Annotated in this window: 10 protein-coding genes and 1 other RNA gene; 5 read left to right on the top strand and 6 right to left on the bottom strand. The window is 56.6% G+C overall.

Going from position 1 to position 12,044, the window contains the following annotated elements; genetic code table 11:
* Positions 1–26: 26 nt before the first annotated feature.
* On the top strand, positions 27–647 hold the full coding sequence (locus J7395_RS01150) for a pyridoxamine 5'-phosphate oxidase family protein (RefSeq protein ID WP_062947692.1): 621 nt from the start codon (positions 27–29) through the stop codon (positions 645–647).
* 73 nt (positions 648–720) lie between these two features.
* Here J7395_RS01150 and rnpB read toward each other — a convergent pair.
* Positions 721–1,116: RNase P RNA component class A (gene rnpB, locus J7395_RS01145), an RNA gene on the bottom strand.
* A gap of 199 nt (positions 1,117–1,315) precedes the next feature.
* Here rnpB and J7395_RS01140 point away from each other — a divergent pair.
* On the top strand, positions 1,316–2,128 hold the full coding sequence (locus J7395_RS01140) for a transporter substrate-binding domain-containing protein (RefSeq protein WP_181850618.1): 813 nt from the start codon (positions 1,316–1,318) through the stop codon (positions 2,126–2,128).
* Between the two features lie 9 nt (positions 2,129–2,137).
* Here J7395_RS01140 and J7395_RS01135 read toward each other — a convergent pair whose 3' ends face one another.
* The 5 genes from J7395_RS01135 to J7395_RS01115 all read right to left on the bottom strand — a co-directional run bounded on the left by J7395_RS01135 (position 2,138) and on the right by J7395_RS01115 (position 6,898).
* Positions 2,138–2,866: an N-acetylmuramoyl-L-alanine amidase gene (locus tag J7395_RS01135; RefSeq protein WP_209220992.1), complete on the bottom strand. Its 729-nt coding sequence runs from the start codon at positions 2,864–2,866 to the stop codon at positions 2,138–2,140.
* A 15-nt stretch (positions 2,867–2,881) separates the two neighbouring features.
* Positions 2,882–3,754, bottom strand: a complete 873-nt coding sequence (locus J7395_RS01130; protein ID WP_062958465.1) for an EamA family transporter — start codon at positions 3,752–3,754, stop codon at positions 2,882–2,884.
* Between the two features lie 156 nt (positions 3,755–3,910).
* Entirely contained in the window at positions 3,911–4,093 is a 183-nt protein-coding gene (locus J7395_RS01125; RefSeq protein ID WP_114123976.1) for a hypothetical protein, read from the bottom strand.
* Positions 4,094–4,184: 91 nt separating this feature from the next.
* The gene (locus J7395_RS01120) at positions 4,185–6,017 is read right to left on the bottom strand and encodes an ATP-binding cassette domain-containing protein (protein ID WP_209220269.1); all 1,833 of its coding nucleotides are present in this window, start codon (positions 6,015–6,017) and stop codon (positions 4,185–4,187) included.
* Positions 6,018–6,124: 107 nt separating this feature from the next.
* Complete coding sequence (locus J7395_RS01115) at positions 6,125–6,898, bottom strand: TerB family tellurite resistance protein (RefSeq protein WP_209220268.1); 774 nt, start codon at positions 6,896–6,898, stop codon at positions 6,125–6,127.
* 238 nt (positions 6,899–7,136) lie between these two features.
* Here J7395_RS01115 and J7395_RS01110 point away from each other — a divergent pair, with 238 nt between their 5' ends.
* The 3 genes from J7395_RS01110 (at position 7,137) to J7395_RS01100 (ending at position 11,995) form a co-directional block, all read left to right on the top strand.
* Positions 7,137–9,131, top strand: a complete 1,995-nt coding sequence (locus J7395_RS01110) for a HAMP domain-containing methyl-accepting chemotaxis protein (protein ID WP_209220267.1) — start codon at positions 7,137–7,139, stop codon at positions 9,129–9,131.
* 253 nt (positions 9,132–9,384) lie between these two features.
* Positions 9,385–11,349 (top strand): methyl-accepting chemotaxis protein, encoded by a 1,965-nt coding sequence (locus J7395_RS01105; RefSeq protein WP_209220266.1) that lies wholly within the window; start codon positions 9,385–9,387, stop codon positions 11,347–11,349.
* 136 nt (positions 11,350–11,485) lie between these two features.
* Entirely contained in the window at positions 11,486–11,995 is a 510-nt protein-coding gene (locus J7395_RS01100) for a winged helix DNA-binding protein (RefSeq protein ID WP_062953248.1), read from the top strand.
* Positions 11,996–12,044: the final 49 nt, after the last annotated feature.

Below are 12,044 nucleotides of genomic sequence, written 5' to 3'. Positions count from 1 at the left end.
TCTGATTCCCGCAAAAGGTGCGCCCCATGACAAAAATCGACACCCATGAAAAGCTGCGCGAGATTTATGGAATGCCAATGGAATTGGCGGTTTCAAAGGCGCTGCCGAAACTTGATCCGCATTGTCGGCATTTCATCGAACTGGCGCCCTTTGCGGTGATTTCATCAGCCGATGCCAAGGGCAATGGCGATGTCAGCCCGCGTGGCGACGGACCGGGCTTTATCAAGGTGCTTGATGACAACACGCTTCTGATGCCGGATCGTCCGGGCAATAACCGTGTCGATACGTTATCGAACATTGTGGAAAATCCGAAAGTCGGGATGCTGTTTTTCGTGCCCGGTTTCAACGATACGCTGCGCGTAAATGGCACGGCGGAAATCCATAATGATCCGGAATTGCTGGCGCATTTTGCCGATACGCCAAAACCGCCAATCACGGTGATCAGGATCCGGGTCGAGGAAGCGTTCCTGCATTGTGCGAAATCGCTGATGCGATCCAAGCTTTGGAGCATCGAGAGCCAGGTGGACCGCAAGGTGATGCCGACCCTTGGCAAGATCATCAAGGATCAGACGGCGGGGAATTTTGACGTCGGCACGCAGGAAGATGCCGACAAGTATTTCGCGCAATCCATCGCGGAACGCGGATAAGGCGGATCGCGCGATTACGCATTTGACGGCGGGGCAGGTCCCCGCCGATCTGTTATCGGCATCAGAAAAAGAAATAACCAGATGGCCTGTAAGCCGGGTTCTGTCCATGCGGCGAACCGCACTGGATGGCCATTCATCTGGGACGCCCGTCGCCGGACGCCTCCTGCAACCAACCCGAATGGTGGCGCGGAAACCCGCCTGCCGACAATGCCGAAGCATCCGGCCGACCATTCCTATTAGGTTTTGCTCCCGGTGGGGTTTACCATGCGTCCCGCATTGCTGAAGGACCGGTGCGCTCTTACCGCACCCTTTCACCCTTTCCTGATGGCTTGCGCGATCAGGTGGTTTGCTTTCTGTGGCACTTTCCCTAGGGTCGCCCCCGCCAGCCGTTAACTGGCACCGTATTTCCATGGAGCCCGGACTTTCCTCCCCCGTTCCGAAGAACAGGGGCGGCCATCCGGCCATCTGGTGGGCGTGATGTAGGTGACATTGACCCCGTCGTCAAGAAAAAGCAGTGGCTACAGGGGCTTATACGATCGTTATTTTAACCATGTGAAAAATGCATGGAAGCCCGGAAAACTGCGGGTTTGCCTTATCCCTCGTAAGGGGGTATGTCCTGTTTCCGGTTTCATATGGATGATGCCGGATTTTCATTTGAAGGATTGGCCATGGGTGCGGCGCTTCGGGTTTTGAGCGCGATACTATTCTTTTGTTCTGTGCCGTTGGTAGCGCAGGCAAAAGACGTGCGCCTGTGCTATGACGAATGGACGCCCTATGCCTATGACGATCAGGGCGTTGCCCGCGGGCTTGCGGTGGATATGGCGACCCGTTTTCTGGAAGATGCCGGGCATTCGGTGACGTTCGTGCAGATGCCGCTTGCACGGTGCCATTTTTCAATCCGCTATGGGGCGGTGGATGGTTTGCTGCTGGATGATCTGTCGATGGCGGATCAAACCGGGCTTGTGACATCGGCCGAGTCCCTTGTCAGCCGGGTGACGGTGGCGATTGTGCGGTCAAGCTTTACGGTTGCGACCTATGACGGGCCGGAAAGCCTTGATAACACCAACTGGCTTAAAGTCATCGGGCAGCCTTATCCCGAGGAAATCCTTGCCAATGACACCATGCATCCGGTGGAAGTCGCCGAATATGCCAAGGGTTACGAGATGCTGAAACGGCATTATGTCGATGTGCTGTTTACTGATCTTGCCTGCCTGCGGTTCAGTGGCGGGGATCAGAAAAGCCTGATGGAGTTCAAGGTATTGCGTCCGGCGGTCGAGACGGCCAAGCGGTATATGAGCCTGCGGCCCGAACTGGCATCGGTCATCAATGATTTTGACCGGGAAATGGCGCACGGACTGGTGAACGGGGTGGTGGATGATATCTATCGCCGGCATCTTGGTTTCAGCCGGGTCGGCTTTGCGCGCTATGTCGGATTGTCGGACGTGCCGATTGCCAATCCGGGCGGGCTGATTGCCCAGTAGACGGACGATCTATCGCCCGGCTTTCGCCAGCAGGACGCGCAAGATCGCAGCACATTCACCATCGAGCTTTCCCGAAATATCGGACGGTCGCCAGTGGCGCTGAAAGGCGATGCGGCGTTTAAGCGCATCGTTTGGCCCGTATCCCAGCCGATCCAGCATCGCGTCAAATTCGGTTTCGGTGCAGGCGTTATCATCCTTCGTTGGTTCCGCGCTCGCCCATAATCCGATGCCGTTGGCGGCAAGCCGATCCCACGGGAAAAGCTCGCCCGGGTCTTCCTTGCGGTCGGGGGCCATGTCGGAATGGGCGATGATGCGATCAGGCCTGATATCATGACGGGTCAGGATATCGCGACATAGCTCGATGACGGCATCAATCTGAATATCGGGAAAGGCGCGATAGCCAAATTCATGGCCGGGATTGACGATTTCAATGCCGATGGAACTGGAATTCACATCGTCGCATTCCTGCCACTGACCACGCCCGGCATGCCAGGCGCGTTTATCCTCGTCGACCAATTGGAAAATGGTGCCGTCTTCCTCGATCAGATAGTGGCTGGAGACCGAGGCCGCCGGATCGCACAGACGATCCAGCGCGGCCGCACCGCTTTGCATGCCGGTATAATGCAGGACGAGGATATCGACCTTGCGGTCCCCCTTGGCATCACCGGGCCGGTCGCCGCAATTGGGCGAGGGGTGGGCGATGATGCGGTTCTTGAGGTTGTCGTTTCCGGCAGACATTGTGGGCATTGCGGGTCAGTCCATTCCCTGTTCCTGTTGCTGCGGCGGTTTGCGCAGCATGATCACGCCGACCCCGGCCAGAACCGTCAGGCCGCCGATAATTTTAAGGGTGCTGATCGGTTCGTTAAAGACAATGAACGATCCGGCGACGCTGATCACCGGGGCCAGCAATGACCACGGCACCACCACATTCACATCCTGCGTTTTCAGAAGATGATACCAGAAGCCATAGGCCACGATGGACGACATCACGACGGTGAACGTCGTGTTGGCCCATGCGACCCAGCTTGCATCAAAGATCGCATCAACAGCCGTGGGTTCCAGCACAAGCGAGAGGATCAGCAATTGCGGGGCGGCCATCAGCGCCATCCAGCCATTGAGCTGGAAGGTATCGATATTGCCGAGTTTCTTGATCATGACATTGGCAACCGCCCACATGAAGGCGGCAAACACCACCAGCAACAGGGGCAATTGCAGGTCGGTCATGGTCGGGTCCCAGAACATGATCATCACCCCGGCAAAGGCCAGCGTCATGCCCGAAAGCCGTTTCCAGCCCAGCCGGTCATTGAAGAAATAGGTCGCGAGCATCGAGGAAAATGGCACGCCAAGCAGAATGATGATCGCGACCGGCCCGGCATCAAGCATCGACAGTGCAAAGAACAGCACCCCGAAATGACCGGTGCCAAAGACGACCGACAGAATGGCGAGACGGCCAAAGCGCCCCGATGGCATTTTGGTGAAGGGCAGCAGCAGGACAGCAACCGCACCAAAGCGGATTGCGGTCAGCATCAGGGGCGGGATTTCGCCGACCGCGCCTTTGACGGTCAGCATATTGACGCCCCAGATCACGGCAACGGACAGGGCCATCAGAACGGCTTTGAGGGGCATGGCACGGGCTTTCGGCAAAGCGCATCGGCGCTGGTGGCGCGTTTGCGGGTTTATCGGTATGCCCCTTCATCGGATGGAAAGGGAAACCCGACAAGTGAATTGTTTTCAGCTGTCGGGTAAATTGTGACCGATCCGAATAGTGCCGTAAAGCATTGGTTACCAAGAGTTAAGCTTGGCCCTTACCGTGTCCATGTCATGGTATTTTCCCGATGTGATGTCATCCTGCCCGCGGCGGATATTTTCCAGCACGTAAAGCCGGTACATGATGTCATTCATACTGGCATCATCGGGTAGCCTGGAAATCGCGTCGATTGCATCCTGTTTTACCGTGCCGCGCATGGCTATTCCCCGTAATGTTCGATCAGAAGATTACGGTTTGAACCCAAAGGGTGCAAGGGATGCGAGCCTGCCTTTGGCGGCGGTCCCAGGCTTATGGCAGCCCGAGTTCCTCGCGGAGCATTTCGAGTTCGAGCCAGCGTTCTTCGCCGGCTTCGAGTTCGGCCCGCGCAGCGGCCATGCGGTCGACCTTTTTCTGGAAGGCATCCGGGTCTTTGGTGAACAGGCTGCCATCGGACAGGGCGGCTTCGATTTCGGCAATCTCGGCCTCAAGCTTGGCGATCTGGCCGGGCAGATTGTCGTATTCGCGCTGGTCCTTATAGCTCATCTTGCCGGTCGGCTTGGGCTTTGCTGCCGGGGCGGGGGCGGATTTTTTGCCGCCTTTGCCCGATGTGCTGCCAAGCTTTTCCTCGGCCACGGCGGGGGCGGCGGACAGTTTGCGTTGCGCGACATAGTCGGAATAACCACCGGGATATTCGGTGGCGATGCCGTTGCCTTCCATCACGATGGACGAGGTTACGACGCGATCAAGGAAGTCACGATCATGACTGACGAGAAGCAGGGTACCTTCGTAATCGGCCAGCATTTCCTGCAACAGATCAAGCGTATCCATATCAAGATCGTTGGTCGGTTCGTCCATGATCAGAAGGTTGGTCGGCTTGGCAAGCTGTTTGGCGAGAAGCAAACGGTTGCGCTCCCCACCCGACAGGGCACCGACGGGGCTTCTGGCCTGTTTTTCATCAAACAGGAAATCGCGCAGATAGCTTACGACATGGCGGGGATTGCCGCGCACCATGACCTGATCACCGCCGATATCGCACAGCGTATCCCACAGGGTCATGGTGTCATCAAGGGCAGCGCGCTTCTGATCGAAATAGCTGGCATTCAGGTTGGTGCCGATCTTGATCGTGCCGCTATCGGGTTCAAGCTGTCCGGTCAGCATTTTAAGAAGGGTTGTCTTGCCAGCCCCGTTCGGGCCGATAATGCCGACCTTGTCGCCACGCAGGATACGGGTCGAGAAACCCGAGATGATCGTGCGGTCGCCAAAGGATTTGGTGATGTCGGTCGCCTCGATCACGACCTTGCCCGAGGTGCTTCCGGCGTCAGCCGCGAGTGACACATTGCCGATGCGTTCGATCTGCTGCGATCTGGTTTCGCGCATATCATAAAGGCGGCGCAGACGGCCCTGATTGCGTTTGCGGCGGGCCGAGATGCCCTGCACGGACCAGACGGTTTCCTGGGCGATCAGCTTGTCGAGCTTGGCGCGTTCCTCGGCTTCCTTGCGGAAGATTTCCTCGGACCATTCTTCGAATTTCGAGAAGTTCTGATCGGTGCGGTGCATGACGCCGCGATCAAGCCACAGAATGCCGGTTGAAATCGCGTTCAGGAAGGCGCGGTCGTGCGAGATGGCGACAACCGCCCCGCGGAAGTTTTTGATCTCGCCCTCGAGCCATTCGATGGTCGGCAGGTCAAGATGGTTGGTCGGCTCGTCGAGCAGAAGGACCTGCGGATCGGCGATCAGGGCGCGCGCAATTGCCGCGCGGCGGCCTTCACCACCCGAGAGTTTGGTCGGGTCGGCCTGCGGATCGATATTGACCGAGTCCAGCAGCATATAGACGCGATAGGCGTAATCGATTTCGTGTTCGTCCAGAGCCGAGAGCACATAATCCTCGACCGTGGCGAAACCATCGAATTTCGGTTCCTGATTGAGATAGGCGACCTTGCATCCCGGCTGAACGAAACGTTCGCCGCCATCGGCCTCGATTTCACCGGCGATGATTTTAAGCAGGGTCGATTTCCCGCCGCCATTGCGCCCGACAAGGCACAGGCGATCCCGTTCGCCGATGGCAAAGGAGACATCGGAAAACAGATCGTTGCCGCCAAAGGTCAGACGGATATCGTTTATATTGATCAGCGGTGGCGCCATGGAAAAACCGATAAGCTTGAGGTCACAAAAATGTGCCCCCTGCAAACCGCAAATCGCGGCATCTTGCAAGGGAAATCATTGCATGCAGGGCAGACGTGCGTGGCAAATTAGCGAATGCCGCGTTCCTTGCGGATCTGATCCCATGCGGCATTGATACGGGCCATCTTGTCGTTTGCCTGTTCGATGAATTCGGGCGGCATGCCCTTGGCCATCAGGGTATCGGGATGGTTTTCGCGTGACAGTTTGCGATGGGCGGCCTTGAGGTCATCGTCGCTGGCATCGCGGCCAAGGCCAAGCTGTTCATAGGGATCGGGGCCGCCGGGGCTGGTGTAGGCGTGATGCACGCGATCAAAATCAACATCGGCAAAACCGAATATGGTTGCGACCTTGTGCAGGTAATCCTTTTCGGCGGGATGCAGGGCACCATCGGCCATGGCGATCTGATAGAGCGCTTCGAGGATGCCTTCGAGCAAAGCACGTTCACCACGGAACAGAAGGGCGATCTGCTGGGCGTAGGGTTCAAAACCGTCCGATGATTTGCGTGCCATGTCAAACAGGCGGCCGACATTCTTTTCCTCGCCGGGCGGGATATGAAACACGCGCTTGAAGGCGTTGATTTCATCACGCGATACCACGCCATCGACCTTGGCCATCTTGGCCGACAGGACGACAACAGCGGTGGCAAAGGCGACCTGACGCGCATCCTGCCCGCCGGGGAAGCTGCCCTGTGTACTGCCGCTATAGCCGCCAATGCGGGCGGTGCGGATATTGTGCTTGATCCTGTCGACGACATGACCGGCGGCAGCCCCCAGAATGGCGCCAAGCGGCCCGCCAAGGGCAAAGCCCGCAGTGCCGCCAATGATTTTACCCCAGATGCTCATGCTTTTGATCAGGCTCTTGGTTGCGAAAAGGACATTCGTTCATCGCCGTATCGGTCAGATGCCGACAGACAAAGCGCATTAGATAGTACGGGTGGCCGACGATACTAGTCCTTAAGTCTATGAAACAGGCTTTTTCGGATATTTATCTGGAATATTACGTTTTCCGTAACAATCTTTAGCTCAAGGTTGAATTAACAAAGTTGAATGAACAAAGATAAAGACTGCATCGGGGGAAACGATGAAATTTCTGTCACGAATGAAGCTGGTCTACCAGATTTCACTGGTCGGGCTGGTGGCGCTTGTTCTTTTTGTTTTTGTCGCGGGTGTTTTGTTTGTCAGCGACCAGCAAAGAAAATCGGCGGAGCACGAAGCCGCCAACGCAATTTCCGATCAGCTTCTGGTGGATCGGGTGTTTCGCGAATTCCTGAATGCAAGGCGGCGCGAGAAGGATTTCCTTTTGCGTCTGGATGAACAGTTCGTGACCGATCATGCGACAACGGTTGCGGCGGTTCGCAGCGGTCTGGAAACCCTTGCCAATGACCCGCAACTGGTGGAATTCCGCGACAATGTCAATCTGATCACCACAGCATTCAACAATTATGCGGCGGCATTTGAAAAAGCCGTCGCCCTGCAACGTGATATCGGGCTGGATGGTGAAAGCGGGCTTTTGGGCAGCCTGCATACGGCCGCACGGAACATCGAAAATGCGTTGGCCGAAGTTGCCAAATTCGAGGCGATGCTGGGGCTGAGCCAGACCAAAGACATGTCGATGATCATGTTGATGATGCGCAGCCTTGAAAAGGATTTCCTTACACATCCCGATCCCGAAATCATCACACAGATGGATAACCGGCTGGCCGACTTCCTGAAGGCATTAAATGCCGCAACCAGCATCAAGGACGACAAGAAGGCATCGATGTCGGATTTGATGAAATCCTATGTCGATGATTTCAAAACCCTGTCGGCGACGATGCTGCAACGTGAAGAGGCGCTTGCGGAACTCAGCACGCATTACAGCAGTGCCGAACCGGTTCTTGAACAGCTTGGTGCCGACATCGGGGCCAATGTGGCACGCATCCAGAAAGAAGCCGAACAGATCGCGCAATCCGCCCTGATGATGACCATCGGGATTTTCGTGGTTGGTGCGGTGTTGCTGGTGGTGTTTTCGATCATCCTGTCACGCGCCATTGTGCATGCGATTGGCGGTCTGACCGGCAAAATGACACGGCTTGCCGGGAACGATTTTGATGTCGATCTGGGCGAGGTCGACCGCAAGGATGAAATCGGCGAAATGGCGCGTGCGGTTCTGGTGTTTCGTGAAAACGGGGTAGAACGCCAGAAACTGGAAGCCGATCAGCGCGCCGCCGAAGAAGCCCAGCGCAAGCGGTTTGAAACGCAGGAAAGCTATATCCGCGAATTTGATACCGAGGTCGTCACAATGATGACGGCGGTTGGCAGCGCGGTCGAGCAATTGCATACGGTGTCCGAGGTCCTTCGCAACAGCGCCAATACCGCAACCGAACAATCCAGCGCGGTTTCCGCCGGGACCGAGGAAGCATCGTCAAACGTGCAGCTTGTCGCGACGGCGGCGACCGAGCTTTCGGCATCGATCCATGAAATCGCCGGTCAGGTAACCGAAACATCAAGCATGGCCCAATCGGCCAGTGAGCGGGCGCAAAGCACGAATGAGGAAATCCAGGGCCTGAATGACGCGGCCCTGCGGATTGGCGAGGTGATCGGGCTGATTAACGATATTGCCGGGCAGACCAACCTTCTGGCGTTGAACGCGACCATCGAGGCGGCGCGCGCAGGCGATGCGGGCAAGGGGTTTGCGGTGGTCGCAAGCGAGGTCAAGAATCTTGCCAATCAGACCGCGCGTGCGACCGAGGATATTTCAGCCCAGATCAACGGCATTCAGCAGGCAACGCGTTCGGCGGTGGATGCGATTGATGAAATCGTTCGCATGATCACCGATATCAGCGAACGGGCATCGGCGGTGGCCGCCGCGGTCGAGCAGCAGACGGTTGCAACCAGCGAAATATCGCAGAATGTCGAACAGGCCGCCGCGGCCACCAGCGAGATTTCGGCCGCCATGCAGGGCGTATCGGGCGCGGTATCCGATACCAATGCGGCGGCAGGCGATGTGCGGGGGTCGGCGGAAAATCTGGGTGATCAAAGCGGCGGATTGCGCCGCCAGATCGATACCTTCCTGCAAAGGATGCGGTCTCTTTGATGAGGCATGTCGCTTTATTTCAAGGCAGCCTAGGTCCCCCTGGCTGCCTTTTTTTCATTATCGGCCCATCGTTATTGTCATAAAACTGTAGCAAACATGGCGATGAAAATCCCCCGGTGCAGCCCAAGATAGCAAAAAAGAACAATTTGGAACGTCCGGTCAAAATTCTCGTGCAATACTATACTAAAGGATGTATATGTATACCTAAGTGTAGTTTTCGGGGTTTATGCTTAGCCTCGTTGGGAGATACGTTATGAGCTTTTTGTCTCGCATGAAGCTGATCTATCAGATTTCGCTGATAGGGTTAGCTGCGCTTTCTATTTTTGCGATCGTTGCCGTGGTTCTGTTTGTGGCGGACAATCAGCGGCAGACCGCCGAAGCGCAGGCAGAGCAGGCGCTTGAGGACCGGTTGGTTGTTGACGGGATCGCGCGCGAATTTCTGAATGCGCGGCGACGCGAGAAGGATTTCCTGTTGCGGCTGGATGAAAAATACGTCGCCGCCCATGCCGAAACCGTTGCAACCGTTCAAAGCGGCCTGAAAGCACTGGCCGCAGACCCGGCGCTTGACCGGTTTGACAGCGAAATTGCGATGATCGAAACGTCATTTGACAATTATGCCGCCGAATTTCGCACCATTGCCAATCTGCAACGCGAAATCGGGCTGAACGAGGAAAGCGGTCTTTTGGGAAGCCTGCGCGGATCGGTTCATAATGTTGAAGAAGCGCTTGCGAAGTACGAGGCCGACAAGCTGACGATCATCATGTTGATGATGCGCCGTCACGAGAAGGATTTTCTGGCGCGGATCGATCCGAGATATGTCGAACGTATTGATGCCCGTCTGGCGGAATTTGGCCCGGCACTGGCGGCGGCGGACAGTATCCCGGCAGATGAAAAGCAGAAGATCACCGATCTGATGAAATCCTATGTCGCGGATTTCAAGGCGCTGGCGGCGGGCATTCTTCAGCGCGAGGAAGAACTGGGCAAGCTGAGTGACTATTACGCCGAAGCCGAGCCGGTTCTGGAACAGCTTAGTGCCGATATTTCGGCCATCGCAACCGCAATGAAGGCCGAGGCCGAGGCGATTTCGCGCCGCAGCCTGATCACGACGGTGGTGATGTTTGTGGTGGGGGCACTGGCGTTGCTGGTGCTGTCGATCTTGCTATCGAAGGCGATTGTGCGGGCGATTACCGGACTGACCGGCAAAATGACGCGGCTTGCCGATAACGATTTTGATGTCGAGATCAATGAAGTCAATCGGGCGGATGAAATCGGCACGATGGGGCGGGCGGTTCTGGTGTTTCGGGAAAACGGGATCGAGCGGGTCAAGCTTGAAGCGGCCCAGCGCGAGGCGGACGAGCGCCGGCGCAAACGTATGGAAACGCAGGAACAGTATATCCGCGAATTTGATCAGGCGGTGGTTTCGGTCATGGCCGAGGTCGGTGTTGCGGTCGAACAGCTTCATCAGGTGTCAAATGTCCTTCGGCGCAGTGCCGATACGGCGGCAAGCCAGTCGATGGCGGTGTCATCGGGGACCGAGGAAGCATCATCAAACGTGCAGCTTGTCGCGACGGCCGCGACCGAGCTTGCGGCATCAATCAACGAGATTTCCGGGCAGGTCAGCGAAACATCGAACATGGCGCAATCGGCAACCGAACGTGCGCGCCATACCAATGAAAACATTCAGGGGCTTAATGATGCGGCGCTCAAGATCGGGGAAGTCATCGGCCTGATCAGCGATATCGCCGGGCAGACCAACCTTCTGGCGCTTAATGCCACCATCGAGGCCGCCCGTGCAGGCGATGCCGGCAAGGGGTTTGCGGTTGTGGCAAGCGAGGTCAAGAACCTTGCCAACCAGACCGCGAAGGCCACCGATGAAATCACCAGCCAGATCAATGGTATCCAGCAGGCGACGGGATTGGCCGTCGAGGCGATTGACGAGATCGTCCGGATGATTTCCGATATCAGCGAACGGGCGGCTGCGGTTGCCGCCGCGGTCGAACAGCAGACGGTTGCGACCAGCGAGATTTCGCAGAATGTCGAACAGGCCGCCGCCGGGACCGAGGAAATATCAGCCGCCATGCAGGGCGTGTCGGCGGCGGTGGCGGAAACCAATGTTGCCGCCAATGACGTGCATGGTTCGGCCGATAATCTTGGCACCCAAAGCGGCAATTTGCGGGGCCAGATTGACGGGTTCCTGGAGCGGATGCGATCACTTTGATAACGAAATGTCGGCAATGATATGTAGCCTGGGCTTGTCCAGGCTGCTTTTTTTGCGATAAAATCCCGACAAAGCGTATAAGTGAATGCCACAAAGCGCATCGCGAAAGTTAACAACGGGATTTCAGGAACGCCGCATGACCGACAAACCACGTATTGTATCATCATCGCATCTTGTATCGGAACGTGCCGCCGAGCTCTCCGAGCTTGAATTTGCCCTGATCCTGTCGGGCAATGCGTTTAACCGCTGGATGGTGCGGTGCATGCGGGCCGCAGGCATGCCCGATGTTTCGGTGCTTGATATCCTTGTTCTGCATAACGTCAATTCACGCGAACGGGAAAAGAGCCTGTCGGAGGTCTGTTTCGTTCTGAATGTCGAAGACAGCCATCTGGTCAATTACTCGCTTAAGAAACTGCGCAAGCTGGGGCTGGTTGACGGGATCAAGCGCGGCAAGGAAGTGCATTATTCGACGACCAAGGAAGGCCGCGAAATGTGCCAGAAATACCGTGACGTCCGCGAGGCCTGCCTGATCGAGACGTTCCAGCGGCTGGGTGTCAATCACGAGGAAGTCGGCGATGTGGCCAAGACGCTGCGCGCGATTTCGGGCGTTTATGATCAGGCATCGCGTGCGGCGAGTGCGATGTGATTAACTTCCAGAGTTTCTGAAGAGCAGATAAAAGGCAGCGCGATGGTTA

Origin of the sequence: Thalassospira sp. A3_1 (genome assembly GCF_017744215.1) — a bacterium.
Classification (GTDB): Bacteria; Pseudomonadota; Alphaproteobacteria; order Rhodospirillales; family Thalassospiraceae; genus Thalassospira; species Thalassospira lucentensis_A.
The sequence above is the reverse complement of the archived record's forward strand: the minus strand, read 5'-3'. Positions and strand labels throughout refer to the sequence as shown.

Coding starts and splice junctions, on each gene's coding strand:
- J7395_RS01150 (WP_062947692.1), top strand. CDS start 27: ATGACAAAAATCGACACCCATGAAAAGCTGCGCGAGATTTATGGAATG.
- J7395_RS01140 (WP_181850618.1), top strand. CDS start 1,316: ATGGGTGCGGCGCTTCGGGTTTTGAGCGCGATACTATTCTTTTGTTCT.
- J7395_RS01135 (WP_209220992.1), bottom strand. CDS start 2,866: ATGTCTGCCGGAAACGACAACCTCAAGAACCGCATCATCGCCCACCCC.
- J7395_RS01130 (WP_062958465.1), bottom strand. CDS start 3,754: ATGCCCCTCAAAGCCGTTCTGATGGCCCTGTCCGTTGCCGTGATCTGG.
- J7395_RS01125 (WP_114123976.1), bottom strand. CDS start 4,093: ATGCGCGGCACGGTAAAACAGGATGCAATCGACGCGATTTCCAGGCTA.
- J7395_RS01120 (WP_209220269.1), bottom strand. CDS start 6,017: ATGGCGCCACCGCTGATCAATATAAACGATATCCGTCTGACCTTTGGC.
- J7395_RS01115 (WP_209220268.1), bottom strand. CDS start 6,898: ATGAGCATCTGGGGTAAAATCATTGGCGGCACTGCGGGCTTTGCCCTT.
- J7395_RS01110 (WP_209220267.1), top strand. CDS start 7,137: ATGAAATTTCTGTCACGAATGAAGCTGGTCTACCAGATTTCACTGGTC.
- J7395_RS01105 (WP_209220266.1), top strand. CDS start 9,385: ATGAGCTTTTTGTCTCGCATGAAGCTGATCTATCAGATTTCGCTGATA.
- J7395_RS01100 (WP_062953248.1), top strand. CDS start 11,486: ATGACCGACAAACCACGTATTGTATCATCATCGCATCTTGTATCGGAA.